Source organism: Xanthobacter autotrophicus ATCC 700552, assembly GCF_043194565.1.
Classification (GTDB): domain Bacteria; phylum Pseudomonadota; class Alphaproteobacteria; order Rhizobiales; family Xanthobacteraceae; genus Xanthobacter; species Xanthobacter autotrophicus_F.
This window is the reverse complement of the sequence record NZ_JBAFVS010000029.1, coordinates 1-24,072: the sequence shown is the minus strand read 5'-3', so window position 1 is coordinate 24,072 and position 24,072 is coordinate 1. Positions and strand designations below refer to the sequence as shown.

At 62.6% G+C, this 24,072-nt stretch carries 22 protein-coding genes and 3 pseudogenes; 20 read left to right on the top strand and 5 right to left on the bottom strand.

The features are described from left to right. Nucleotides 1-59 precede the first annotated feature (59 nt). The 10 genes from V5F48_RS21715 to V5F48_RS21670 all read left to right on the top strand — a co-directional run bounded on the left by V5F48_RS21715 (nt 60) and on the right by V5F48_RS21670 (nt 11,284). Complete coding sequence (locus V5F48_RS21715) at nt 60-1,220, top strand: ABC transporter substrate-binding protein (RefSeq protein ID WP_394260309.1); 1,161 nt, start codon at nt 60-62, stop codon at nt 1,218-1,220. Nucleotides 1,221-1,253: 33 nt separating this feature from the next. Further along, nucleotides 1,254-2,129 (top strand): branched-chain amino acid ABC transporter permease, encoded by an 876-nt coding sequence (locus V5F48_RS21710; RefSeq protein WP_394260308.1) that lies wholly within the window; start codon nt 1,254-1,256, stop codon nt 2,127-2,129. Then, nucleotides 2,129-3,022 carry a branched-chain amino acid ABC transporter permease gene (locus tag V5F48_RS21705; RefSeq protein WP_394260307.1) on the top strand — a complete coding sequence of 298 codons (894 nt, stop codon included), beginning with the start codon at nt 2,129-2,131 and terminating at the stop codon, nt 3,020-3,022. The genes V5F48_RS21710 and V5F48_RS21705 overlap by 1 nt, the downstream gene beginning before the upstream one ends. Beyond that, nucleotides 3,019-3,774, top strand: coding sequence for an ABC transporter ATP-binding protein (locus V5F48_RS21700; RefSeq protein WP_394260306.1), 756 nt, complete (start codon nt 3,019-3,021; stop codon nt 3,772-3,774). Before V5F48_RS21705 ends, V5F48_RS21700 begins: the two co-directional genes overlap by 4 nt. Beyond that, nucleotides 3,771-4,526: an ABC transporter ATP-binding protein gene (locus tag V5F48_RS21695; protein WP_394260305.1), complete on the top strand. Its 756-nt coding sequence runs from the start codon at nt 3,771-3,773 to the stop codon at nt 4,524-4,526. Before V5F48_RS21700 ends, V5F48_RS21695 begins: the two co-directional genes overlap by 4 nt. Before the next feature lie 26 nt (nt 4,527-4,552). Continuing rightward, nucleotides 4,553-6,181, top strand: a complete 1,629-nt coding sequence (locus tag V5F48_RS21690) for an AMP-binding protein (RefSeq protein WP_394260304.1) — start codon at nt 4,553-4,555, stop codon at nt 6,179-6,181. Next, entirely contained in the window at nt 6,181-6,951 is a 771-nt protein-coding gene (locus V5F48_RS21685) for an enoyl-CoA hydratase/isomerase family protein (RefSeq protein ID WP_394260303.1), read from the top strand. Before V5F48_RS21690 ends, V5F48_RS21685 begins: the two co-directional genes overlap by 1 nt. 410 nt (nt 6,952-7,361) lie before the next feature. Next, nucleotides 7,362-9,323 (top strand): flavin-containing monooxygenase, encoded by a 1,962-nt coding sequence (locus V5F48_RS21680; RefSeq protein ID WP_394260302.1) that lies wholly within the window; start codon nt 7,362-7,364, stop codon nt 9,321-9,323. A gap of 70 nt (nt 9,324-9,393) precedes the next feature. Next, a complete protein-coding gene (locus V5F48_RS21675) occupies nt 9,394-10,578 on the top strand; it encodes an aromatic ring-hydroxylating oxygenase subunit alpha (RefSeq protein ID WP_394260301.1) in 1,185 nt (394 codons plus the stop codon). Continuing rightward, nucleotides 10,556-11,284: a TetR/AcrR family transcriptional regulator gene (locus V5F48_RS21670; protein ID WP_394260300.1), complete on the top strand. Its 729-nt coding sequence runs from the start codon at nt 10,556-10,558 to the stop codon at nt 11,282-11,284. Before V5F48_RS21675 ends, V5F48_RS21670 begins: the two co-directional genes overlap by 23 nt. A 65-nt stretch (nt 11,285-11,349) precedes the next feature. Here the strand turns inward: V5F48_RS21670 and V5F48_RS21665 are convergent. Beyond that, nucleotides 11,350-11,470 (bottom strand): annotated as a pseudogene (locus V5F48_RS21665) (transposase); the annotation flags it as partial. 32 nt (nt 11,471-11,502) lie between these two features. Between V5F48_RS21665 and V5F48_RS21660 the strand changes: the two are divergent. The 5 genes from V5F48_RS21660 to V5F48_RS21640 all read left to right on the top strand — a co-directional run bounded on the left by V5F48_RS21660 (nt 11,503) and on the right by V5F48_RS21640 (nt 16,450). After that, nucleotides 11,503-13,050 (top strand): class I adenylate-forming enzyme family protein, encoded by a 1,548-nt coding sequence (locus V5F48_RS21660; protein WP_394260299.1) that lies wholly within the window; start codon nt 11,503-11,505, stop codon nt 13,048-13,050. 36 nt (nt 13,051-13,086) lie between these two features. Then, the gene (locus V5F48_RS21655; protein ID WP_394260298.1) at nt 13,087-13,791 is read left to right on the top strand and encodes a hypothetical protein; all 705 of its coding nucleotides are present in this window, start codon (nt 13,087-13,089) and stop codon (nt 13,789-13,791) included. 67 nt (nt 13,792-13,858) lie between these two features. Continuing rightward, the gene (locus V5F48_RS21650; protein ID WP_394260297.1) at nt 13,859-14,062 is read left to right on the top strand and encodes a ferredoxin; all 204 of its coding nucleotides are present in this window, start codon (nt 13,859-13,861) and stop codon (nt 14,060-14,062) included. Between the two features lie 198 nt (nt 14,063-14,260). Then, nucleotides 14,261-15,079 carry an SDR family oxidoreductase gene (locus tag V5F48_RS21645; RefSeq protein ID WP_394260296.1) on the top strand — a complete coding sequence of 273 codons (819 nt, stop codon included), beginning with the start codon at nt 14,261-14,263 and terminating at the stop codon, nt 15,077-15,079. Nucleotides 15,080-15,253: 174 nt separating this feature from the next. Further along, nucleotides 15,254-16,450 (top strand): NAD(P)/FAD-dependent oxidoreductase, encoded by a 1,197-nt coding sequence (locus V5F48_RS21640; RefSeq protein ID WP_394260295.1) that lies wholly within the window; start codon nt 15,254-15,256, stop codon nt 16,448-16,450. A gap of 401 nt (nt 16,451-16,851) precedes the next feature. Here V5F48_RS21640 and V5F48_RS21635 read toward each other — a convergent pair. Beyond that, a pseudogene (locus V5F48_RS21635) lies at nt 16,852-17,106 on the bottom strand (transposase domain-containing protein); the annotation flags it as partial. 252 nt (nt 17,107-17,358) lie between these two features. Between V5F48_RS21635 and V5F48_RS21630 the strand changes: the two are divergent. Next, nucleotides 17,359-18,546 carry an IS110 family RNA-guided transposase gene (locus V5F48_RS21630; RefSeq protein WP_394260333.1) on the top strand — a complete coding sequence of 396 codons (1,188 nt, stop codon included), beginning with the start codon at nt 17,359-17,361 and terminating at the stop codon, nt 18,544-18,546. Here V5F48_RS21630 and tnpC (V5F48_RS21625) read toward each other — a convergent pair. From tnpC (V5F48_RS21625) to V5F48_RS21615, 3 genes and pseudogenes are all read right to left on the bottom strand, one after another. Next, nucleotides 18,523-19,950, bottom strand: a pseudogene (gene tnpC / locus V5F48_RS21625) (IS66 family transposase); the annotation flags it as partial. The gene V5F48_RS21630 and the pseudogene tnpC (V5F48_RS21625) sit on opposite strands and share 24 nt — an antisense overlap. A 67-nt stretch (nt 19,951-20,017) precedes the next feature. Next, nucleotides 20,018-20,368: an IS66 family insertion sequence element accessory protein TnpB gene (tnpB, locus tag V5F48_RS21620; protein ID WP_394260294.1), complete on the bottom strand. Its 351-nt coding sequence runs from the start codon at nt 20,366-20,368 to the stop codon at nt 20,018-20,020. Further along, nucleotides 20,365-20,757, bottom strand: a complete 393-nt coding sequence (locus V5F48_RS21615) for a transposase (protein WP_394260293.1) — start codon at nt 20,755-20,757, stop codon at nt 20,365-20,367. Before V5F48_RS21615 ends, tnpB (V5F48_RS21620) begins: the two co-directional genes overlap by 4 nt. Between V5F48_RS21615 and tnpA the strand changes: the two genes are divergently transcribed. From tnpA to V5F48_RS21595, 4 genes are read left to right on the top strand one after another with little or no spacing between them, the layout of a single operon-like run. After that, on the top strand, nt 20,644-21,309 hold the full coding sequence (tnpA, locus tag V5F48_RS21610) for an IS66-like element accessory protein TnpA (RefSeq protein ID WP_394260292.1): 666 nt from the start codon (nt 20,644-20,646) through the stop codon (nt 21,307-21,309). The two genes, V5F48_RS21615 and tnpA, sit on opposite strands and share 114 nt — an antisense overlap. Continuing rightward, on the top strand, nt 21,306-21,662 hold the full coding sequence (gene tnpB / locus V5F48_RS21605) for an IS66 family insertion sequence element accessory protein TnpB (protein ID WP_394260291.1): 357 nt from the start codon (nt 21,306-21,308) through the stop codon (nt 21,660-21,662). The genes tnpA and tnpB (V5F48_RS21605) overlap by 4 nt, the downstream gene beginning before the upstream one ends. Nucleotides 21,663-21,709: 47 nt before the next feature. Further along, nucleotides 21,710-23,239 (top strand): IS66 family transposase, encoded by a 1,530-nt coding sequence (gene tnpC, locus V5F48_RS21600; RefSeq protein ID WP_394260290.1) that lies wholly within the window; start codon nt 21,710-21,712, stop codon nt 23,237-23,239. Nucleotides 23,240-23,284: 45 nt separating this feature from the next. Beyond that, nucleotides 23,285-23,908, top strand: coding sequence for a universal stress protein (locus V5F48_RS21595; RefSeq protein ID WP_394260289.1), 624 nt, complete (start codon nt 23,285-23,287; stop codon nt 23,906-23,908). The last annotated feature ends 164 nt before the right edge of the window (nt 23,909-24,072 follow it).

The window sequence follows — 24,072 nt, the reverse complement described above, 5'->3', positions numbered from 1 at the left end:
CAATCGTGGAGGCGACGGACCGCAATAGCGGCCGCACAAGAACCGGGAGGAAACGAAGCATGAGGCGCTTGGCCCTGATAGCGCTCGCCGCGACGATCGCCGGCGCGCCCACCGCCGCGAAGGCCCAGGACACGTTCAAGATCGGGCTCAATGTCGAGCGCAGTGGAAACGCCGCCAGCTATGGCGGCCACGTGATCATCGCCACGCAGATCGCTGTCGACGAGATCAACAGGGCCGGCGGGATCGACGGCGCGAAGCTCGAGCTCGTGATCGAGGACAATCGCACCAGCCCCGAGCAGGCGGTGGTGGCTGTCCGCAATCTCGACCGGGCAGGCGTGGTCGCCGTGGTCGGGCCGATCCAGACGTCCCAAGCGCGCACCGCCTTCCCGGCCACCAACCGCGCGGCGCTGGTCTCGGTTTCGCCCGGCTCGGGCGCTCCGGGCCTCTCGGCGCAGAACCGACCCTGGACGTTCCGCAACGCGGCCATCGACCAGACGATCTTCGGCGATGTGGTGAAGTCGTTCCGAGAGCGCTATCCGGCGGTGAAGACCTTCGCGCTGACCGTCGATCCCAAGGACGCCTACCAGACCAACCTGATGACCAAGGTGGCGCCGCCGGCGCTCGAGGCCAATGGCTTCATGCTGGTGAACCGGGACTCGCCCATGGAGATTCCCGTGGACGCCACCGACTACAGCGTGTTCGTCACCAAGCTGCGCGGCATGAACGTCGATGCGGCGGTTGTCGGGCTGGTGATCGAACAGGGCAAGACGTTCCTGCGCGAGCTCAACCGGCAGCAGGTCAAGCTGCCGCTGATCGGCGGATTGGGCTTCGTCACCGATTCCATCGCCCAGGTCGCCGGCGGCCTGGATTTCTATTCCGGCCAGCCGTTCGATCCCGGCTCCAGCGACCCCTCCGTCGTTGCCTTCGTCAAGGAGTTCAAGGAGCGCTCGGAAAAGGAGCTTCCCGGCCAGTATACGACGCCCCTCTACATCGAGGCCGGAGCCTATGAATCCGTGAAGATCATCGCCGACGCGCTCAAGGCCGCCAAGCTGAAGCCGGGCGGCGATCCCAAGGCGGCCCGGGAGGCTGTTCGCGCCTACTTCGCCGGATTGAAGGACTATCAGGGCCTCGGCAATACGATCACCATCAATGCCGACGGCGACGCCGTGAAGCCCACGCTCGTGTTCCACACCAAGGACGGCCGGTGGGAGCGGCTGTGACCACGCGCGCGCGGACCTGACACGGAGGGGCCCATGCTGTCGCAACAAATCGTCAACGGCGTCATGCTGGGAAGCGTCTATGCGCTGATCGGCGTCGGATACACTTTGGTCTTCGGCGTCCTGCGCATGCTGAACCTGGCGCATGCCTACATCTTCATGGCGGCGCCATTCGCCGCCTACTTCGCGGTCACCTCGGGCCTCCTGCCGCCCGCGCTCGGCTTTCCGGTGGGCATCGTCGTCGCCGCGGCGCTCGGTGCCCTGCTGTATTTCGTGAGCTTCCGGCCGATCCCGCAGAGCCACGCGCTGGGGGGCTTCGTCACCAGCCTGTCCTTCGGCGTCATCATCCAGGTGATCCTGGTGAACCATTTCGGCAGCCTGAAACTGCCATTCGACGCGGGACTCAGCCTGCCGGACGTGCGGATCGGCGAGGTGATCCTGTCCGGGGCCCAGGCGGCGAGCCTCGCCGTCTCCGTGGTCCTGATGGCGGCACTGTTCGGGCTCATCCGCAAGAGCCGGTTTGGCCGCAACGTCCGCGCCATCGCCGAGAACGAGAACGCCGCGCAGCTGCTCGGCGTCTCGGTGCAGCGGGCGGTGGTGGAGGTGTTTCTCATCTCCTCGGCGCTGGCGGGGCTCGCCGGTCTCATGGTGGCGACGCGGTTCGAGGTCATCAGCGCCTATATGAGCGATGCCTATGCGCTGAAGGCGCTGGCCGTGATCGTCATCGGCGGCCTCGGGGATCTGCGTGGCGCGCTCATCGCCGGGCTTCTGCTCGGCGTGTGCGAGGTCCTGTTCCAGGCCTATGCGCCGAGCGGCTGGTCGGAGGCCTTCGTCTGGATCCTGCTGATCCTCGTCTTCCTGGTGCGGCCCGATGGCCTCTTCGGGGTCTCCGTCAAGCGTCGCGAGGTGTGATGTCGGTCCTTCTCTCCGAGCCCGTTCAGGCGCTGGTCGGCATCAACATCCTGCTGACGCTGAGCCTGCTGTTCCCGTTTCTCGCCGGCGTGTGGTCGCTCGGCCTTCCCGGCTTCATGGCCACGGGCGCCTACGTGGCGGCCTGGTGCAGCCTGGAGGCCGAACTGCCGATCCCCCTGGCACTTGCCGCCGGCGCCGCGGCGGGCGCCCTCGTCAGCATCCCGCTGGGACTGATGTCGCTTCGCATCCGCGGCATCTATCTTGCCATCGCGACGCTCGCGGCCGCCGAGCTGATCGTGCTGTTCTTCTCGCATTTCAAGCCCACGGGCGGGGTCATGGGGCTCGCCGGCATCCCCTATGTGGAGGGCCACTGGATCGCCCTCGTGGCTGCGGCTGCGTTCGCCCTCTGCGTGTGGATCTACCGTACGCGGCTCGGGAAGGCGCTGTTCGCGGTCGGCTCCGACCCGATCGTCGCCTCGTGCAACGGGCTCCACGTGCCGTTTCTGCAAATGCTCGCCCTGTTCCTCGGCGGCGGCCTCGCAGGGCTCGCCGGCGGCTTGTTCGGCCATTATTACAGCTTCATCAGCCCGGCCAACTTCGGCTTCTCTCGCACCGTCGACATCCTTCTGTTTCTGGTCGCCGGCGGCCTCACGCCGCTCGGGGCGGCAGCCGGCTCCGCCATCCTCACCCTGGTTCCGCAATTCATCGCAGGCTTCGAGACCTGGGCTCCGGCGCTCTACGCGGCAGTGGTGATCGTGATCATGGCGGTGCTGCCGCAAGGCCTCTTCCCGAAGAACCGGGTCAACGGCCTGTTCAAGCGCCTGCAACGCGTCCCGACCCTGGACGAGCCGGCGACGCAGCCGCTCAGCCCGCACAACGGGGCCGTAACATGATGCTCCTCGACGTGGACGGCGTAGGCCGCGACTTTGCCGGACTGCGGGCGCTCGACAATGTCAGCTTCGGCGTTGCGAAGGGCTCGATCACCTCGCTCATCGGGCCGAACGGCGCGGGCAAGACCACCCTGATCAACATCATCACCGGCGTGCTCGCGCCGAGCCGGGGCGACGTGCGCTTCCGCGACCTCTCGACGGTGAGGATCGGGACCACCCGGGTGGCCGGCCTCGGAATTCGCCGGACCTTCCAGACCGTGCGCCTGTTCCCCGGCCTCACCGTACTCGAGAACCTGATGATCGGGCGGTTCTGCAACGAGGTGCGGCAGCGCTGGTGGCAGGCGCTCCTCCCCCTGCGCATCGGCGACGCCGCGCGCCGCAGGCAGGCTCAGGACCTGCTCGACCGCTTCGACCTCATGAGGCATGCGGACACGATCGCGACCGAATTGCCGTACGGTACCCAGCGCCGGGTCGAGATCGTGCGGGCGCTTGCGGGCGAGCCCGCGCTGGTGCTCCTCGACGAACCCGCCGCAGGGATGAACGAAGCCGAGACGGAGCACCTGCGCGAGGATATTCGCGCAGTGCGCAAAGCCGGCGTGACGGTCCTTCTGGTGGAGCACGACATGGATCTCGTGATGCGGGTGTCGGATCGGGTCGTCGTGCTCGATTTCGGCCGCAAAATCGCCGAGGGCTCGCCGGAGGAGGTGCAGCGCGATGCCGCCGTCATCAGCTCCTACCTCGGATACGGCATATGAGCGTCAAGGAACCGAAGGCGCGAACCGCAGCGGCACCCAGCGGCAGGCTGGTGGTCGACAAGATCAGCGTTGGCTACGGCAAGATCCCCGTGCTGCGTGACTTTTCCCTGGACGTGCCGGCCGGGGGCGTGATGGCGCTGGTCGGGCCGAACGGAGCGGGCAAGACGACTCTGGTGAAGGCCATCTCCGGCCTGCTGCGGTCGCGGCAGGGGACGATCTCTTTGGACGGCGAGAACCTCCTCGGCCGGGGCGCGCATCGAATCGCCCGCGCCGGCGTGATCCAGGTGCCGGAGAACCGTGACATCTTCGGCGGACTGACCATCTGGGAAAACCTGAAGGTCGCCTTCGACAACCTCGACCCCGAAGGCAAGGAAGACGAGGCCTTCGGGCGCATCTACGACCTGTTCCCGCCGCTCGCCGAAAGGCGGAGCGAGCTCGCGGGGAACCTCTCCGGCGGACAGCAGCAGATGCTCGCGATCGCCCGCGCGCTGCTCGGCAAGCCGCGCGTGCTGATGCTGGATGAGCCCTCACTCGGCCTCGCCGGCATCGTGATCGAGGGCATCTATCGTGCGCTCGAGCAGTTGAGGGCCGACGGCCTGACCATCCTGCTCGTGGAGCAGAACGCGCGCAAGGCCGTCGCCTTCGCGGATCGGACCGTGGTGCTCGTGCACGGCCGGGCGGTGCTGGCGGGAACACGCCAGGAGATGCTCGCCAACGACCAACTTGTAAAACACTATCTGGGCGGCGCCTGAGCCCCCGGGCCGACGAGGAAGATGCCATGGATTGGCGAGGGATCACAATCGGACAAGCCCTGCGCGCGACTGCCCGACGCGTTCCGGGCCGCACGGCCGTCGTCGGCATGGGTGAACGGATTTCTTTCGCGCGGCTCGACGCGGAGGTGGACCGCCTCGCCGCTGGGCTGCTCTCGCTGGGCGTCCGGCGCGGCGACACGGTGGCCCTATGGATGACCAACTGCCCGACCTGGGTGGCCATCTGGGCGGCAGTCGCCCGCATCGGAGCGGTGCTCGTTCCCGTCAACACGCGCTTCAAGGCTGAGGAGGCGCATTACGTCCTCACTCAGTCGGAAGCCAAGATCCTCCTGATGATGGATCGCTACTGGTCCATCGACTATCTCGACATGCTGGAGCGGATCGCCCCCGGATTCCGTGGCCAGCACCCCGGGACGCTCCAACTCGTCGACCTGCCTGCCTTGCGGTCGGTCGTGGTGTGGAACGACCGCGCTCCGCCCGGAACGCTCGCCCTCGCGGACCTGCGCGCGCTCGGCGAGGCGAAAGGCGGGCTGGCCGAGGCCGAGGCCGTCGTGGAGGCGGACGATCCCGTCATCATCGTCTACACCTCCGGGACGACGGGCTATCCCAAAGGTGCGGTCCACAGCCACGTCGTGCTGCGCAACTCGGCGAACATCGCCCGCGTCCTTCATATCGAGGCCGGGGACGTCCTGCTGGGACACATGCCCTTCTATCACGTGGCCGGCGCCTTCTCCGCCCTGCTTCCGGCCCTGATGCTCGGCGGCACGCTGATCACCATGGCGCATTGGGAGCCCGACGAAGCGTTGCGGCTCGTCGAGGAGGAGCGGATCACCTATATCAGCGGCATCCCCACCCACTTCATCGATCTCGTCGACGCGATCCGCCGCCGCCCGCGGGACACCTCATGCCTGAAGAGCGCCTGGATCGGCGGCGCCGCGGTCACGCCCGAGGTGGTGCGGGCCGCCCTCGACCAGCTCAAGCTCGATTCGCTGCAGGCGGTGTACGGCATGACGGAGACCACTTCCTCCACCGTCCTGAGCGGCTTCGATGCCCCGCTCGAAATCGTCTGCGACAACAAGGGCAAGCCCATCGGCGACTTCGAGGTCAAGGTCTGCGACCCGAAGACCGGCGTTGCGCGTCCGGCCGGCGAGGTGGGGGAGGTGTGGGTGCGTGGCCACATCGTCATGCAGGGGTACTACAAAAATCCCGATGCGACGAACGAGGTCATGACGAGCGATGGATGGTTCAAGACCGGAGATCTGGGCGTGTTCGACATGGCCGGATATCTGAAGATCACCGGGCGTGCCAAGGAAATGTTCATCGTCGGTGGCTCGAATACATATCCCGCCGAAATCGAGCGGATGATCCAGGCTCATCCCGCGGTGAAACAGGCGGTGGTCGTGGGCGTCCCCGACCGGCGGCTCGGCGAGGTGGGCTATGCCTTCGTGGAGCTGCAGGTCGGCCAGACCATGAGCGCGGCGGATCTGATCTCCCATTGCCGGAGCAGCATGGCCGACTACAAGGTGCCGCGCTATGTCGAGTTTATCAGCGATTTTCCGCGTACCACGACAGGCAAGCTGCAGCGTTACGTGCTGGCCGAGCGGGCACGCGGGATGCAGCAGAGCGCGGTGAGCTGATGTCGACCGGCAGCGTCAGGATCGAGCGGCCGGCCGCCGGAGTGGCCCATGTTGTGCTCGACAACCCCTCGAGTCGCAACGCGCTCACCCACGGGATGTTTAGGCGCCTTGCGGAGCTCTGGCAGGAACTGGAGGCCGATCGCACGGTGCGCGTGGTGATGCTGTCGGGTGAGGGCGACGCAGCGTTCTGCTCGGGCGCAGATCTGTCGGCGGGTCTTACGGAGACCTCGGGCATCGATGATCTCGTGGAGCGTGCGCTGCTGAAGACGACCTTGTTCGCCAAGCCGATCGTCGCGGCGATCAATGGGCATTGCGTGGCTGGAGGCCTGGAGCTGGCTCTGGCCGCGGACATCCGCATCGCGTGGGAAGACGCGCGGATCGGTCTTCCCGAGGTGCGTTGGGGCATCCTTCCCTCGGGCGGCGCCGCCATGAAGCTCATCGATCAGATCGGGCATGCCAATGCCATGGACCTGCTGCTGTCGGGCCGGCTGATCGACGGACGCAAGGCGGAGCGCATCGGCCTGGTCAATGAAGCGGTGCCGCGCAGCGAGGTCAGGCGGGTCGCCATGGAGCGCGCCATGGAGATCGCTGCCAATAGTCCAGCGGCCGTTGCGGCTACCAAGACGGCGGCACTTGCCCATCGCTGTGCCGGATACGCAAAGCGGGAAGCTGCCGAGCGTGCGCTGGTTGCCCGGGTGCGCGCGAGCGGCCATTGGCGCGTCGGCATCGACGCATTCCTGGCCCGGCATGTGCCACTTTATGATGACTGATAGCATCGCCGCCAATGGACACCTGAAAACTTGCCTCCATGAGGTAATCGTAGATACTGGATATCTACTCGCCCTTTTTACACCTTGGCCACTTCAAGGCTCCTTGTCGGCCTATCTCCCCTCGCCGTCATCCTGCCGTTTCTCCAAAAATGTATCCTTTATTCCAATAGCTTATTTCATTCCAGGCTGCCGGAATGCGACCGAAGTGACCCCGTCTCGGGCGAGATCGCCCGGCCGCGCTGCGGTGGTGTTGTGGGCGTTTGGCCCGCGACAATCGGAGATCGGTCGAGTGTTTTCGAATTTAAATTGACTCGTGGGTCATTAATCATTTTGTTAGGATATCGACCTTGATTGAAGGCGCCTGGAATCGCTCGGGTGGCGTCGGTCGGTTGGGGTAGTCGGACAGCAAGATGCAGGGAATGAAGGCGATGGATGTTGCACCACAGATGACGAGTGTTGGGGTCGCCGAGGCGATTGCTGATGGAGATGTTCGCGTCCTGTTGATGGTTCTGTTTCATTTGACTGGCGACGAACGGTGGCTGGCTTCGCCTTACCAGCCCAAGCGTGACGCGCGTCTCATTCCCGATCCAGGCGCAGGCCTGCCGGCGGAAGTGCAGCAAGAGATTCGCGATGCGGTTTGCAAGTTGCTATCCGAGGGGATGCCGGTGCCGTCGGTCAATGACCCCGGCAACGACATGATGCAGCGCATGATGAGCGTAAGCCTTGGAGAGGACGTACCTCACGAATACGCACAGCTCAATCGTGAGGAATTAGGGCTCATCCCGCGCCTTCCCGAGTGGCAAGCGCCACCCAAGGCCGAGGCTCTTGCCCGGCATAGGGTCCTTATTGTGGGCGCTGGAGTGAGCGGGATTTCTCTCGCTGTAAATCTCGAGCGGCTCGGCATTCCCTATACTATTGTGGAGCAGAAAAGCTGGCTCGGTGGTGCGTGGAATGTAAACCGCTACCCCGGTTGCGGAGTGGACACGCCGAACCATTCCTATTCGTTTTCGTTTGGGCAGCGTTATCCCTGGAGTCGCTATTTTTCCACTCGTGCCGAAGTTCAGGACTATCTGGAACGAATCGTTAACGAATTCAATTTGCTTCCCCGCATACGTTTCGGCGTGCATGTGGTGGCCGCTCGGTGGGTGTCCGATCGCAAATGCTGGGTGGCGACGCTAAAGACCGATAATAGCGAAGAACAGGTTGAGTCCCGAATTCTGGTAAGCGCGATTGGTCAGCTAAGCGATCCGTCGATGCCGACGATCGCGGGAGCCAATACGTTCAACGGGCCCCTTTTCCACTCGTCAACATGGCCTGAGGATCTCGATGTACGCGGCAAGCGTATCGCCGTCATCGGTACAGGTGCGACGGCCATGCAATTGGTCCCAAGCATCGCCGACCAGGTCGAATCCGTGGCCGTCTATCAGCGCAGCCCTCAATGGGCGCGTCCAATCGACGGTTACGCCGACAGTATCTCACCAAAGGGGCAGTGGTTGCTCGAGCATCTGCCGTTCTATGCCGAATGGTTTCGCTTCAACATGTTCTGGCGCTATGGCGACGGTCTCTTGCCCTATCTGCGCAAGGACCCAAGCTGGCCTCATCCGGAACGCTCGATAAACGAGGGCAACGATCGGCATCGCAAGCAAATGACGGACTTCATTCTCTCCGAGCTTAGAGATCGCTCGGAGCTCGTGGCCAAGTGCCTGCCGAGCTACCCCCCCTTTGCCAAGCGCATTTTGCTCGACAACGGTTGGTACCGCACGCTTCTCAAGCCAAATGTCGAGCTTGTCGACACGCCGATTTCTCACATCTGCAGCGACGGCGTCGTTACGTCCGACAACGTACTCAGAAAGGCCGATGTGGTCGTATACGCCACAGGTTTCAAGCTGACGGAACTTGCGGCGAAACTTGACATCGTCGGGCGCGATGGCTATACTTTAAAAAACGCTTGGCGGGATGATAATCCTACCGCCTATCTTGGGCTTACCGTGCCGAAATTTCCGAATTTCTTTTCCATGTTGGGTCCAGGCTCGGGTCCGGCACATGGCGGCAGCGTGATTTTTCAAGCCGAATGCCAAACTCGCTACATTTCCGCCTGCCTAGTCGGGATGATCGATCGCGGCATCGACTCCCTTGATGTTAAGCAGTCGGTACATGACGAGTATTTGGAACGTTTTGATGCGGAGCATGAGCAGTTAATCTGGAGCCATCCTGGAACAAACACTTATTACCGTAACAAACATGGACGCGTATTTACGGTAATGCCTTGGAGATTCGTAGATTATTGGGCAATGACTCACGATCCCGACTGGTCTGAATACGAAATAACGCTTGAGCGGGAAGAAGTATTCGCTTCCGAACCGCACAAGTGACGCGGAAAACAAGATTGGCAACCGAGGTATCACAGTTTGGTGGGTGTTGCTGGCTTTTTGAGGTGCAGAAATGGATCAGGTAAGACAAAGGCGGCATATCGCTGAAATCGCAGAGCTTTTGGCCGAGGGAACAACGGCAATGGCGGAGACACCCCTCCGCGTGCCGATCGACACGTTCACAAGTTCTGAGCGACTTGCCGCGGAAAGGCACGTTCTGTTTCGCCGCTACCCGCTGATCGTCGGAGTTGAAAGCGCGGTTCCGTCGCCGGGCGACTTCTTCACGGAGGTTGTTGCGGGTCTACCGATCCTCGTGGTCCGCGGGCAAGATGGTGTCCTGCAAGCCTTCGTCAATGTATGCCGACATCGGGGTAAGAAGCTGTGTCTCGACGCCTCGGGAAACCGCAGGTCATTTGTGTGTCCTTTCCATGCGTGGACATATGATAACTCCGGAAAATCCCGTACATTCGTCGACCGAAAAGGATTCGAGGGCCTCGATCTTGAGGATTACTCCCTTATTCCTCTGCCGCTTGAAGTTAGGCATGGTTTTATTTGGGTGACGCCTGATCCGTCCGGCGAGAAGGCCATGGATCTAAGCGAATTTCTCGGACCCAGCCTTGACGCCGAGTTGGTAACGTTCGAGCCCCATACGAAGTACGTCTATAATTCAGAGACGACACAGGTCAATTTCAATTGGAAGCTTGGCGTTGATACATTTCAGGAAATATTTCACCTTGCTTTTTTGCATAAAAATACACTTGGCAAGTCGGTACTTAGTAACATAACGCCGTATGAGAAATTTGGACCGCACCATAGGCTGACGGTGGTGCGCAGTACCTTTACAGAGATGCTTACAAAGCCGGAATTCGAGCAGGATTTATTTTCAAACGCGGCTTTGGTCTACACGATTTTCCCGAACACTGTGCTGGTTTGGCAGTTGGACCACTGGGAGATGTGGAATTTCTATCCCGTGGGCGATCGGGATGACATCTGCCAAGCAAAGATCACTTTGCTCCTTGATAAGGCACCCGATACCGAGCGGCTGGCTCGCCGGTGGGAGAAGAATTGGGAGTTAACCAGGCGAACGGTTTACACCGAAGATTTCGAGGCGGGGGTAACCATACAATCAAGTATTACGGCAGGAGTGCCATCGCATTTGGTGTACGGGCGCAACGAAATAGCGCTTCAGGATTTCCATCTTGATATCGATGAAGCACTAATGGGTGTGGGTGAAAATGCGACACGAAACTCATGCTGAGCGCGTCAGGCGGCGGGTGAAACGATCGGCAAAGACTCGGACGCCCAGCAAGGCCGAGCAGCCCGTGCCTGTAGACTGTCGCCTGACGCGAGCCGAGAGACGCCAACAGATCAAGGCCGACCTCACGAAGGCCGCGGCCAAGGTTGTCGGACAAGTCGGCTACCAGAACGCCATGGTGTCGAAAATAACCGAAGAAGCGAACGTTTCTCACGGCACATTCTACAATTATTTTGAGTCCCGGCAGGACCTCTTTGACAAGCTGCTTCCCGCCCTCGGCGATGAGCTCATTGATCACATCCGCACGCGCGCCACGGGCGCGCCCAATGCCTTTGAACGCGAAAAACGCAGTTTCATGGCGTTTTTCGAGTTCCTGCAATCGACCCCCGAATTCTATCGAGTCCTGTACGAAGCGGAGCTTTTCGCCCCAAAAGGCTACAAGCAACATGTGGATCAGATCGCCGAGCTTTACGTGCGCACGCTTGAGCGGGAGGCCGCACAAGGCCAGATTACGCTGATTAATCATCAAGAAGCAGAAACAATAGCCTTCATGCTGATGGGCGCGCGTCACTATCTATGCATGCATTTCGCGCGCGAGAACGGCCGTACTGTCGCTCTACCTGAAGATGTTCTCAACGCGTATCTACGAATCATCTCTACAGGAATGTACCATACCTCCGACGGGCTTACCGCTGAGCCTCCGGTGTGATGAACATCTTGTAGGTGGCGGGCCTGATCCGTCACCGAGGTCTGCCTATGGCAGTCGGCGCATTAGTGGGTATGGGCTTTGGTCGCCAGCGCCCAGCCTCGGGGAGCTGCCACAGGTCGGGCAGACAAAGCCCTCCGACCAGCGCAGCTTGGAGAGATAGCCGGCGCACGCCGCCTCGTCTTGCACGTGTTAATTTTGGCCTTGGGAGGGAGGAAGTGATGATCGACGGCTTGACGATGAGCAATGTTGTTAAACGGGCAGCGGCACTGTTTCCGACAAATACGGCGGTGATCTTTGGAGAACGCGAGTACTCCTATAGCGAGTACAATCAGCGCGTGAATCGCGCGGCAAATGTCTTGAAGGGCCTAGGGGTAAATTTCGGGGATCACGTCGCCATTTTGGGACGAAACTCCGTCGAATATCTTGAGGTCTGCCATGCGGCCGGGCGAGTGGGCGCGGTGTTCGGCGCACTTAATTGGCGCCTTTCCAGCAGCGAGCTGTCTTTCATCATTGCCGATGGCGATTTCAAGGTTTTATTCGTCGAGGCCGGTTTCCAGAGCGTAGTCGCCGAAGCGCTGGCGGATCTGCACAATATCTCGCTTGTTGTGTTCGGCGGCGACCTTACCCTCGATGGTGCTCAGGACTATGTGGCACTTCATGACGCCGCCGCCTCGTCCGATCCATGCGTTGTCGTTAGCAGCTCCGACGATGCCATGATCATGTACACGTCAGGCACGACCGGGCAGCCAAAGGGTGCTATTCTTACCCATGGCAATATTTGTTGGGATGCGGTCGGGTATCTCACATACATGGCGCCCAAGCCTTACGACTGCGCTCTGGTAAGCATGCCCATGTTTCACGTGAGCGGCATGCACATCGTGACCACGTCGATGCTGGTGCGAGGTCGGCCCTTGGTGATCATGCCGCAGTTCGACCCGGAACAAGCGTGTCGTCTGATACAGAAGCACCGCGTGACGATCGCCTGCATTCTCGTCACGCCGCTCCAACTGTTGCTCGACTGCCCTGGTCGAAAACAGTTTGACCTGTCGTCGCTGAGGAGAGTCATAACTGCGGCTGCCAAGTACACGACGAAGTTCGGCGTTAGGGCCAAGGCCGAGCTTGGGCTGGAGCGGCTGCATATGGCGTACGGGCTGACGGAAGCGGCGCCGTTGGTAAGCATCACCGAAGAGTCGGGTCAGATGCTGGCTAAGGAAAACACGCTTGGACGCCCCGTTTGGTATCTGGATGTGCGGATTGTCGACGACAACGGCCAGGAAGTTGCCGTTGGAGAACAGGGAGAAATCCTTGTGCGCGGCCCGAATGTTTTCAAGGGCTACTACAAGCGCGACGAAATGAACGCCGAGGTTCGGCAGAACGGGTGGCTGCATACGGGCGATATTGGCTATCTCGATTCGGAAGGCTATCTTTTCTTCGTCGACAGGAAGAAAGACATCATCAAGTCGGGTGGTGAGAATGTCTCGTCGCTCGAGGTGGAAATCGCCATCCTGCGGGCAAATCCCGAGCTTGCCGAGGCGGCCGTGGTTGGTATTGCGCATGAGCGCTGGGGAGAGGCGGTGAACGCCTTTGTCGTGATCAAGTCAGGACAAAGCTGCGAAACTGATCAGTTGATCTCCCGCACACGAGAATATTTGGCCGGATACAAATTGCCGAAGTCGGTGCACTTCCGGGACAATCTTCCCAAGAATGGATCAGGCAAGGTTCTCAAGCGGCAGCTCAGAGAGAGCGTCGCGCAGAACGAGAAGTAAGTATGTAAGCACAACTCTTGGGCTTGATGTCGATGAATGGTTCCGGATATGACGTTTGTTCATATCCGGAACACAGAAGGGCAGTCCTATATGTCGCCGAATCTGGTTGAGCAATTAAGAGCCAGGCTGATCGACTTGTTCGTGCCCTGCGGATTGTCGAAAGAGGCGAGCGAAACAGCTGTCTCACGGCTCGGCGATTGGGTCGATTCAAGGCATCCGCAGGGCCTGTTCGTCGATGCGCTGGATTCGGACGATTGGCTTGGTTGGCTCGAGCATCGTTGCGATGTCTTCGAAGCAGTCAATGTCGCGGTGGTTCTGCGCGAGATTTCGCGGGTCGCGACCGAGGGTGCAACGCAGTGCGATTCAGTATTTGCTGCGCTTGTCAAAGATCTGCGAATGCCGAGCGCCTATGGCGACGTCATCGAGCGTCTCGTTGCGTTACCGGGCGCCGATACATCTTGGCTGCCAGCGACGGCGGACGAGGCTGTGGTACTCGATGTCGAGAGAAGTTGGTTTGGCGGTCCTTCGTCCAGATACCGGCGGCACGTCGCAGCTATTCGGGCAATGGCTCCGTCGCTCAGTGACGAAAGGTGGTTGGGTCAACGACTGCACAATCTGACTCGCATATTCGATTCCGGCCTCATTTTTTTCCTGCCTGAAACGCGCTGCGCGCTTGAGGGAAGGGCGTTCCTGAACGTGTCGCTGGAGATTGCGGATATCAGAAGCGGGCCGCGCACCTGAAACGTCAGCACTGCAATTTTGGCCGGAAACACGAAGTTGCCGCAGCCGGAAAACATGGAGATTTCCTATGAAGAAGATCGTCGTTGATCACAGTAAATGCGAAGGAATTGGAATTTGCGAATCCATCCTCCCCAACACGTTCGAAGTTCAGGACGACTCGACCCTGAAGGTGAATGAAGAGATCATCAGGGACGCGAGGTCACTTCGACTGAGCGAGGACGCGGTCGCTTCGTGTCCTAAGGGCGCGCTTTCCATTGTCGATTCTGATTGAATTTGAGCTTCTGGTTTCTTGTGCTTGCGGGTCGAGAGACCGTTGGTGCTTTCGTGTTCGAGCAACATCCGATTTCCGAAGATGGTCCACCGAAGCACGCGCTCACCTCTTGGCGAGCCAAATGCTTGAGACTGGTGTGATTGGCGGAGTTGACGGCCTCGTTGTCGTTGGAACTCCGTCGGGAGGAATTGTCGGTGTATGTCAGTAAAGGGTATCGTTATGGATATAGGCGGTAAGGTCGCGATCGTCACCGGAGGCGCTTACGGTATTGGGCGCGCTATCGCACTTGCGCTCGCAGACGCAGGCGCAAGTGTGTGCGTGTTCGACAGGTCTGGTGAGGCCTTGCAAGCGGTTGTGGGCGAGGTCGAAGCGAAACATCCGGGTCGGGCGATAGGAGCGGTGGGAAACGCCGCCAACACAGACGATATCAGTAGTGTGCTGCGGCAGACACGCGAAGCCTTTGGTCCGATCGATTTATACTGCTCGAATGCGGGCGTTGCTTCACCAGGCGTGGCGCTCGACGACAAAGCCTGGAGTGAATCGATGGAAACCAATCTCTTGGCGCACATCCGCGCGGCCGATCTGCTCCTGCCGGAATGGCAGCAGAGGGGAAGCGGATATTTCCTGATCACTGCATCCGCCGCTGGACTTACCACTCAACTCGGTGACGTGGCCTATTCTGTGACGAAACATGCAGCGGTTGCTTTGGCCGAGTGGTTGTCGATTACCTACCATGGGTGCGGAGTGAGTGTGAGTTGTCTGTGCCCGTTGGGCGTCAAGACAAACATGCTGCAGCAACTCCTGGAAAACGAAGAGTATGATTACAGCGGGGCCATTGGTCGTGTGCTGGATGCCGATGAGGTCGCGCAAATTGTTGTCGAAGGGATTCGAAACGAGCAATTCTTGATACTTCCCCAGCCGGAGGTTCTTGAGTTCTTCAGGCGAAAAGCCGCCGATTATGACCGTTGGCTGGGAGGGATGCGGCGGTTGCAGTCGCAAATCCGACGTCCGGAATAGATGGCTTTGTTGTCGGCGGCGCGGGCCGTCGGCACGAAGGGCAGGTGCCAAGGCTGCCGCCATTCGGTACAGATCCGGCCCGATCGGCCATCTCAATCAGCCGGCGCGCCATGCCGGCTGCAGTGTCCGCATACCCGAGGCAGGCGCGAGGCGAACGATAGAGGGATTCTAGAAATGAGCCAATGTCCGTTTGTCGTTGTCGGTGCGTCGCTGGCCGGGTTGCGGGCGGTGGAGGCAGCCCGAAGAGAAGGTTTCTGCGGGCCGATTGTCCTGGTGGGCGCGGAAGATCATCTACCTTATGATCGCCCCCCCCTCTCGAAGGCGTTTCTCGACTCCGCCGAGGAGCCCCCGGTACCCCACTACAAAACACGCGAGGAACTTCTCCAGCTCAACGTCGATCTGCGTCTCGGCCGCCCGGCGATCGGACTCGATCTCGGAACTCGCGAGGTCCTGTTGGATGGCGGCAGCCGGGTTCCCTACGGACGGCTGATCGTCGCGACCGGCGCCCGCGCCCGAGAGTTGCCGGGGAAGCAACTCGATGGAGTGCACACATTGAGAACCGTCGAAGATGCGGCGAGGATCCGTCGGGCATTGAACGCTGGGTGCCGAACGGTTGTCGTCGGCGGAGGGTTTATTGGAGCAGAAGTTGCTTCCGCCGCCCGAAAACGTGGCTTGCCGGTGACGATTCTCGAAGCCGCGGCGCCCCCGCTCGTGCGGGCTCTCGGGGAACAGATGGGCGCCACCTGCGCAGCGTTGCACGCATTGTACGGAACCGATCTTCGGTGCGGCGTCGCGGTGGCTTCCATCGAAGGCGATGGTCGCGTCGAGCGGGTGATATTGTCGGACGGTTCGTCCCTGGTCGCCGATCTCGTCGTTGTTGGCATCGGTGCGTCTCCGGTTACGGACTGGCTCGAGGGGACGGGGCTTACTCTGGATGACGGAGTGGTCTGCGATGAAACCTTGCGCGCCAGCGAAGGCGTGTACGCTGCTGGTGACGTCGCGCGTTGGCGCAATCCATTGTTCGGGAAGTCGATGCGTCTTGAGCATTGGACAGCAGCATCCGAGCAAGGCGCGGCGGCGGCCCGCAACGCGCTCGCCCCCGATAGGGCGGCGCCCTACAGCACGGTGCCGTATTTCTGGTCGGATTGGTACGACAACAAACTGCAGATGGTGGGCGTGACGGGCGCGGAAGAGGTCGCGGTTGTTGGAAGCTTCGACGAGCGAAGATGGATTGCCTTGTACCGTTGCGGCGAACGACTCGTTGGAGCGCTTGCGCTCAACCTGCCAGGAAAGATCATGAAGTATCGGGCGATGATCGGCGGCGGAACGGCTTGGGGCGATGCACTCGCTTTCGCCCGGGGAACACCGTGATCAATGCAAAGGAGGTTGGGCGAGATGAGTGTTTCGGCGTGGAAGATTGGGTGTGACTCATTTTTGATGGAGTTCGGGATTCGCTGAGGATGTCCCGGTCGATGTTGAAAAGAGCGCGGCGGACGTGGCTGGTTGAGCGCGAAACGCGGATGGACTACGCCACCAATCTAGCGCGGCGCCACGGCGCGCACCTCATCGGAATCTTCCTGCTTCCCCCGGACATCGGCGGCCGGCCAGCCTCCTCCTATGTCCGCGGGCAAGCGGCAATCGCCGACCTTCTGCACGTAAGCGATGTCCCGGCTCCACCTTTGCGGTAGCGGTCTGAGCGACGATGTTGGAAGCCCCTGAGGGCTTCGGCACATGACGATTTCAGTATCCCTCCGGTGGGGGCCACAGCCGGCTCAAGCCGCCGAGCGTGAGGGCTGTGCCTTCTTCCATTCCCAGGGAAGAAGTTCGTCGAGTTGGCTCGACGGATGCTCGGCGATGCGGGCGAGCACGTCGGCCAGCCAGGCCTGAGGGTCGATGTCGTTCATCTTGGCCGTGACGATCAGGCTGGTCATGGTGGCGGCGCGCTGACCGCCGCGGTCGGAGCCGGCGAACAGCCAGGATTTCCTGCCCAGAGCGATGCCGCGGAGAGCGCGCTCGGCCGCGTTGTTAAAGGGCATGATGCTTTCGGCACCTCGGCTCGGTGGCGAGGGATGATCCTTTCGGGTTAGCCTCTTCAGGCCGGGATAGGGGTGTCGGGAGCACGAAACGGTGGCAGGCCGTCCTTAGCATGAGCTGCGAGCTCGCGTTGTTACTTGGCCGCCCCTACGACTTGCCCGGCTGCGCTGCGAGCGCGGATCCGTAGATGTCGTGCAAGCCACTGGCTCCCGGAAGAGAGGAGATCCAGCATGAGAACCATCGGCATGGACATCCACCGGTCGTTCGCTCAGGTCGCGATCCTGGAGGATGGCGCAATCACCAGACAACTTCGTGTCGAGCTCGTTCATGAGCCGCTCGTCGCGTTCGCCAAGACGCTTCGCCTCGACGACGAGGTGGTCATCGAGGTCACAGGTAACAGCGCAGCGGTCGAGCGCCTTCTGCGCCCGCACGTGAAGCGGGTTGCCGTCGCCAACCCAAGGCTCGTCCGGGCGATCGCCTACGCGCGCGTGAAGACGGACAAGGTGGATGCTGCAACGCTGGCGCAACTGCACGCCGCCGGCTTTCTGCCCGAGGTCTGGGTCGCCGACGATGACACCTACGGCCGTCGACGTCAGATCGCCGAGCGCGCGGGTGTCCTGGCGCAGGTTGTCCGGATCAAGGGGCGCATGAAGGCAATCCTGCATGCCAACCTGATCCCGCCCTACAAGGGCCATCTCTTCGGCAAGGCCGGGCAGCGCTGGCTCGATGGTCTGCCCCTTCCTGCCGAGGAGCGCGCGATGCTTCAGCGTCTCATCGAGGAACTCGAACGCGTGTCGCATCAGCTGTCTGAGATCGACAAAGCCTTGGCCCGGCAGGCTCTCGACGATCCGCGGGCGCTCAGGTTGATGACGATCCCTGGCGTGAGTTCCGTCGTGGCCTCGACCGTGCTGGCCTCCATCGGCGACATCGCGCGCTTCCCGTCTCCGGACAAGCTCAGCAGTTACTTCGGCCTGACGCCGAGAGTTCGGCAGTCGGGCGATCATCCGGCGCGGCACGGCCGGATCTCGAAGCAAGGCAACGGCGACGCCCGCAGGATGCTGGTGGAGGCAGCATGGTCCGCCAAGACGGCGCCGGGTCCAATGCGCGCATTCTTCAATCGCATGCAGAAGAAGCACGGTGCTGCGGCCGCGGCTGTCGCGACAGCGCGCAAGCTCGCGGTGATGATCTGGCACATCCTGACGAGCGGCAAGGAGTACGCCTACGCGCGTCCGGCGTTCACGGCGATGAAGATGCGGAAGGTGGCACTCAAGGCGGGCGCGCCTCGTGCCTACGGCAAAGCCGGTCCTGGCCGCGACTACTGGATCAAGGAGATCCGCGAACGGGAAGCGGGATACGTCGCGCGCGCGGAACAAGCCTACGAGCGGATGGTCGCCGCCTGGAAGACGGCGCCAAAAAAACTTGCCACGGGGTGACGACCGGGGCTTCTCAACACCATCCGTGCTCAGGCAGACGCGTCCGTCGTCGAGGAACCGGGTGAACGCGTCCCAGCGCTTCAGCATGTAGTCGATGGCCTTGGCGATGTCGTTGCCTCGGGACAGCCTGGCGCGCTGCTCGATCATGACGGTGTTCAGAGCGTCGACCAGCGGTCGGCTCCGCTCGCTTCGAACCGCGAGTCTCAGTTCGGCCGTGAAGCCGCTGATCTCGCGCTCGATCTCGAACAGCGCGTCGATGCGGCGCACGATGTCGAGCGCGATCGGCGATACGGACGGCGCCACCTTGCCCTTCGACTGCGCCTTGCGACGTGCCGCCGCCTCGACGTCGGCCATCACGAAGAACGGACGACGGGCATGGCTCCAGCACCCGGCCTCGAGGATGGGACCCGGTTGCCGCGACGGATCGTAGAGCGCGCCGTAGCCGCTGTAGGCATCGGCCTGGAACAGTCCCTGGTATCGAGCGAGGTGCTCGGTGGGGTGCGCTGCTGTTCGGTCTCGTGAGTAGTAGAACACGGCCGCCGGTGGCGCCGGTCCAGCGAAGGGTCGATCGTCGCGAACGTAGGTCCATATGCGCCCGGTCGCCGTCTTGCCCTTGGCCAACACCGGCACCGTGGTGTCGTCGCCGTGCAGCCGCTCCGCAGCGAAGACGTGAGCCTCCAGTCGCCGGAACAGCGGGGCGAGGACGAAGGTCGCGGTGCCGACGTGGTCGGCCAGCGTCGACAGGCCGAGGTCGATGCCTTCCCGGGCATAACGCTCGCTCTGGCGGTTCAGCGGCTGGTGTTGCCCGAACTTCTCGAACAGCACCATCGCCAGAAGGTTCGGCCCGACGTGCCCGCGCGGGATGACGTGGAACGGCGCCGGCGCCTGATCGATGGCCTCACAGTCCCGGCAGGAGAACTTCTCGCGAACCGTCTGGACCACCTTCCACTGCCGAGGCACGACCTCCAGCGTCTCGGTGACGTCCTCGCCGAGCTTGCGCAGGCGGGAACCGCCGCAGCACGAACAGGCCGTCGGCCCGGGCACGACGACGCGCTCACGCGGCAGGTGAACCGGGAACGGCTGGCGCGACGGGCGCTTGCGCTCGAAGGCAGCGACCGTCGTCGTACGCGCCGCCGCAGCTTCCGCGGCCAACTCATCTTCCGTCGCCGAGGCCTCGAGGTCTTCGAGCTGCAGTTCCATCTGGTCGAGCAGGCGCGAGGTCCGCTCCGCCTTGGCGCCGAAGCGCTCGCGCTTCAGCTTCTCGATGGTGAGCTTCAGCTGGGCGATCAGCGCCCGATCTTCGGAGAGCTGGGCTCGCGAAACGGCGGCTTCGGCCTGCGCAACAAGCACCAGCGCCTTCAGCGCTTCGATGTCGTCCGGCAGTGCTTCGCGGCTCGTCTCCATGAGCGAATTGAATCATGAATACAGCGGCTTGACCAACGTTTATCGCGGGTCCCGGCGGGATTTTCCATCATCCGGCGCGGCTCGGGCGCCACGTCTTCTGCGGGTTCCGCCAGTCGATCCCTTCGAGCAGATAGCCCAACTGACCGGCGCTGATCGTCACCACGCCGTCGGCCACCGACGGCCAGAGGAACCGCCCTCGTTCGAGCCGCTTCACGAACAGGCAGGCCCCTTGGCCATCGTGCCAGATCACCTTCAGAAGATCGCCGCGGCGCCCGCGGAAGACGAAGAGGTGCCCGCTCATCGGGTCGCGCCGCAGGACCTCCTGAACCTGAAGCGCCAGACCGGGGAAGCCTCGCCTCATGTCGGTGTGGCCCGTCGCCAGCCAGACTTTCACGTCAGCCGTCATCGGGATCATCATCGGCGCCTCGACATTCCTGTCGCGATCGCCACGACGAAGGCCGATGATGATCCGGCGGGGAGCCGTATCGTCACCCCGCAACCCGAGACGATCTCGATGCGATCGTCTGCGCGGGTATCGGACACGGGACGTTCGTCCGGATGATCAGGATCCGGCACTGGTGCTGGAAGCGCGATCGGCGGATCCGCAACCACCGACACGGCCGCGAATTCGGCCGCCGCGATCTGGCCGAAGAGCCGATCGCGCCAGCGGTAGATCTGATGAGCTTGAATCCCGTGGCGCTTCGCCGTCCCGATCACGTTGCCGCTGGCCGCAGCTTCTTCGACGACGGAGCGCTTCTCGTCCCAGGTCCAGCGCCGACGCCGCACGTATTCCTCGTCCTTCTCCACCGTCCTACTCCAGCACTGCTGCCGGCACCAGTGCCGGATCAGAGGGCTGGAAGGCTGGATGGACCGTACGGATCAGACAAGGCGGCCTTCGGCGGAGGGATACCGATTTCAGAGCTTACGCTTAAATCCAGCGACGACGAGCCGGTTCGTCGGTTCGAGGTCTTCACCGGGACCGGACGCCGACGGGATTGGTCGGACGACGACAAGGCAAGGATCGTGGCGGAGAGCTACGAGCCGGGCGCGACGGTGAGCGAGATTGCGCGCCGCCATGCCTTGTCTCCGCAGCAGCTGTTCGGCTGGCGGCGTCTTTTGCGGCGAGCACCGGAGACGTTGCCGCCGGCATCATTGCCAACGTTCGTGCCTGCGGTGGTCGATGCAGCTCGCCCGGCGCCCGAGACCGTGAGGCAGCCGGCCACGCGTCGTCGTCGCGACGTAGCCCGGTCGAGCGGCGGGATCGAGATCGAGATTGACGGCGTCGTGGTGCGTGTCGGAACCAGTGCGAGCCCGAAGACGATTGCCGCGGTGATATCCGCACTGAAGGGCGGCTCGTGATCGGCCCGACCGGCGCCGTCCGTGTCATGATCGCGACGAAGCCGGTCGACTTCCGCAAGGGCGCGGATGGCTTGGCCGCGCTGGTGCGCGAGAGCATGGGCGCCGATCCGTTCTCGGGCGCGGTGTACGTGTTCCGGGCGAGGCGGGCTGACCGGATCAAGCTCGTCTACTTTGATGGGACGGGTGTCTGCCTGTTCTCGAAGAGGCTGGAAGACGGCAAGTTCCAGTGGCCCACAATTGCCGACGGCGTCGTGCGGCTCACAGCGGCGCAGCTTCAGGCGCTGCTCGAAGGCCTCGACTGGCGACGTGTGCATCAGCGGCGCGAGACGCGCGTCCCCGTCGCGGCAAGTTGATCGCTCGACGCTGGCAAGCCACTGTAATCCATGATTGAATCGGCTTCGTGAGCAACGCGGCCAACCCACTGATCAGCGATCCGATCGCGCTTCGGGCGATGCTGGCGGAGGAGCGCGCCGAGAACGAGCGGCTACGCCAGATCATCAAGGAGTTGCAGCGCCATCGCTTCGGGCGCCGGGCCGAGAGCCTGCCGGTCGATCAGTTGCTGCTGGGGCTCGAGGAGGCCGAGCAGATCGAGGCCGAGGGCCTCGCCGGCGAGGAAGCGGCCGATCCCGTCAAGCATGCCGACCGGGTCAGGAAGCGTCGCGCCAACCGCGGATCACTGCCCGCGCACCTGCCGCGGGTCGAGCAGATCATCGACATCCAGGACAAAACATGCCGGTGCTGCCGGGGCGAGCTGCATGTAATGGGCGAGGATGTCTCGGAGCGTCTCGATATCGTCCCAGCTCAGTTCCGCGTGATCGTGACGCGCCGGCCGAAATACGCCTGCCGGGCCTGCGAGGAGGTGGTTGTGCAGGCGCCGGCGCCCGCCCGCCTCGTTGAGGGCGGCATCCCCACCGAGGCCACCGTCGCCCATGTTCTCGTCTCGAAATATGCCGATCACCTTCCACTCTACCGGCAGGCCCAGATCTATGGCCGGCAAGGGGTGAACCTGGATCGATCGACATTGGCTGACTGGGTCGGCAAGGCGGCCTTCCTCCTACGGCCGGTACATGAGCGCTTGTTCGAGCGGCTGAAGGCGTCGACCAAGCTCTTCGCAGACGAGACCACAGCGCCTGTGCTCGATCCGGGCCGCGGCCGGACCAAGACCGGCCAGCTCTTCGCCTATGCCCGCGACGAACGGCCCTGGGGCGGCGCCGATCCGCCGGGCGTGGCCTATCTCTACGCACCCGACCGCAAGGCCGAGCAGCCGATCCGGCATCTTCGAGGCTTCGCCGGCGTGCTGCAGGTGGACGGCTACGCCGGCTACAAGGCGCTGGCCGGCAGGAATGCCGTGAGCCTGGCCTTTTGCTGGAGCCACGCCCGGCGCAAGTTCTACGAACTGGCCGAGGCCGGCCCGGCGCCAATCGCTTCGGAAGCGCTCGCGCGCATCGCAGAACTCTACCGCATCGAGGGCGATATCCGCGGGCGCTCCGCCGAGGAGCGGCGCGACGCCCGCCAGACTAGAAGCCGCCCCATCATCGAGGCGCTGGAGCCGTGGCTGCGCGCCAAGCTTCTCCTCGTCAGCCAGAAGAGCAAGCTCGCCGAGGCCATCCGCTACGCGCTCTCGCGCTGGGCCGGTCTCTCGCGCTTCCTCGACGACGGCCGCGTCGAGATCGACTCCAATGTGGTCGAGCGCGCGATCAAGCCGATCGCTTTGAACCGCAAGAACGCGCTCTTTGCCGGATCTGATGGCGGCGCCGAGCACTGGGCCGTGATCGCCTCGCTCGTAGAAACCTGCAAGCTCAACGCGGTCGACCCGCAATACTATCTCGCCGACGTCATCGCCCGCATCGTCGCCGATCATCCCCAGAGCCAGCTCGATGACCTGCTGCCCTGGGCTTACGCCGCAACGCAGCTCAAGGCCGTGGCCTGAGAACAGCGCTCACTTCTGCACCATCGACAGGTCCGCAAGGACGACATGATCCGCGAAGCGTGGGAGAGCTTCGAAAAGCACGCCGCCCGGCAGGATGTGCGTTGCGAGTTCCGTGTCCACGCGCCCCGCGGAGAAGATGAACGCCGCCTCGGCGCCCTGCACGCGGATCTCGTCGTCGCTGCATCTCCGAAGGACTCCTGGCTCGACGACGGGCCGCCAGCCGATGTCGTGCAACTTGCGACCGGCGTCCCCTTCCTGCTCGTGCCGGAGAACTGGCGCAACATGGAACCGCCACAGCGCATTCTCATCGGCTGGAATGCAAGCCGGGAATCGCGCCGGGCCATCGGCGATTCCCTGCCTCTGCTGGCGCTCGCTTCATCGGTGACGGTGCTTATCGTGGATCCGCAGGCGACCATCCCCGCGGGAGAGGAGCCGGGGATGGAAGTCGCCATGTTCCTGTTGCGCCACGGTGTACGCCTGACCGTCGATCCCGTGCAGTCACACTGGCGAGCGATCCCCGAGGTCATCTTGGAATACGCTGCGTCCAATGAGCACGACATGATCGTGCTCGGCGCTTACAGTCATGCCCGCGCCCGGGAGATCATGCTCGGCGGCGTGACGCGTTCGCTCCTGGCGCAGTCGCCGATCCCTTTGCTCATTTCCCATTGAGCAGCAGAAGATCCGGGCAATGGTGTGAGTGGGCCTAGCCTGAGCCCTTTTTCTCCCCCGGTTCAGAAGAGAGTCCGAGGGCATAGTCGGGAGGATCATTCGCCTGCCGCCTATCGCGTACTCACAAGGTTTGCCCAGGCGATCGGCATTGCTTCATTCGTGTG

Coding starts and splice junctions, on each gene's coding strand:
- V5F48_RS21715 (WP_394260309.1), top strand. CDS start 60: ATGAGGCGCTTGGCCCTGATAGCGCTCGCCGCGACGATCGCCGGCGCG.
- V5F48_RS21710 (WP_394260308.1), top strand. CDS start 1,254: ATGCTGTCGCAACAAATCGTCAACGGCGTCATGCTGGGAAGCGTCTAT.
- V5F48_RS21705 (WP_394260307.1), top strand. CDS start 2,129: ATGTCGGTCCTTCTCTCCGAGCCCGTTCAGGCGCTGGTCGGCATCAAC.
- V5F48_RS21700 (WP_394260306.1), top strand. CDS start 3,019: ATGATGCTCCTCGACGTGGACGGCGTAGGCCGCGACTTTGCCGGACTG.
- V5F48_RS21695 (WP_394260305.1), top strand. CDS start 3,771: ATGAGCGTCAAGGAACCGAAGGCGCGAACCGCAGCGGCACCCAGCGGC.
- V5F48_RS21690 (WP_394260304.1), top strand. CDS start 4,553: ATGGATTGGCGAGGGATCACAATCGGACAAGCCCTGCGCGCGACTGCC.
- V5F48_RS21685 (WP_394260303.1), top strand. CDS start 6,181: ATGTCGACCGGCAGCGTCAGGATCGAGCGGCCGGCCGCCGGAGTGGCC.
- V5F48_RS21680 (WP_394260302.1), top strand. CDS start 7,362: ATGCAGGGAATGAAGGCGATGGATGTTGCACCACAGATGACGAGTGTT.
- V5F48_RS21675 (WP_394260301.1), top strand. CDS start 9,394: ATGGATCAGGTAAGACAAAGGCGGCATATCGCTGAAATCGCAGAGCTT.
- V5F48_RS21670 (WP_394260300.1), top strand. CDS start 10,556: ATGCGACACGAAACTCATGCTGAGCGCGTCAGGCGGCGGGTGAAACGA.
- V5F48_RS21660 (WP_394260299.1), top strand. CDS start 11,503: ATGATCGACGGCTTGACGATGAGCAATGTTGTTAAACGGGCAGCGGCA.
- V5F48_RS21655 (WP_394260298.1), top strand. CDS start 13,087: ATGGTTCCGGATATGACGTTTGTTCATATCCGGAACACAGAAGGGCAG.
- V5F48_RS21650 (WP_394260297.1), top strand. CDS start 13,859: ATGAAGAAGATCGTCGTTGATCACAGTAAATGCGAAGGAATTGGAATT.
- V5F48_RS21645 (WP_394260296.1), top strand. CDS start 14,261: ATGTCAGTAAAGGGTATCGTTATGGATATAGGCGGTAAGGTCGCGATC.
- V5F48_RS21640 (WP_394260295.1), top strand. CDS start 15,254: ATGAGCCAATGTCCGTTTGTCGTTGTCGGTGCGTCGCTGGCCGGGTTG.
- V5F48_RS21630 (WP_394260333.1), top strand. CDS start 17,359: ATGGACATCCACCGGTCGTTCGCTCAGGTCGCGATCCTGGAGGATGGC.
- tnpB (WP_394260294.1), bottom strand. CDS start 20,368: ATGATGATCCCGATGACGGCTGACGTGAAAGTCTGGCTGGCGACGGGC.
- V5F48_RS21595 (WP_394260289.1), top strand. CDS start 23,285: ATGATCCGCGAAGCGTGGGAGAGCTTCGAAAAGCACGCCGCCCGGCAG.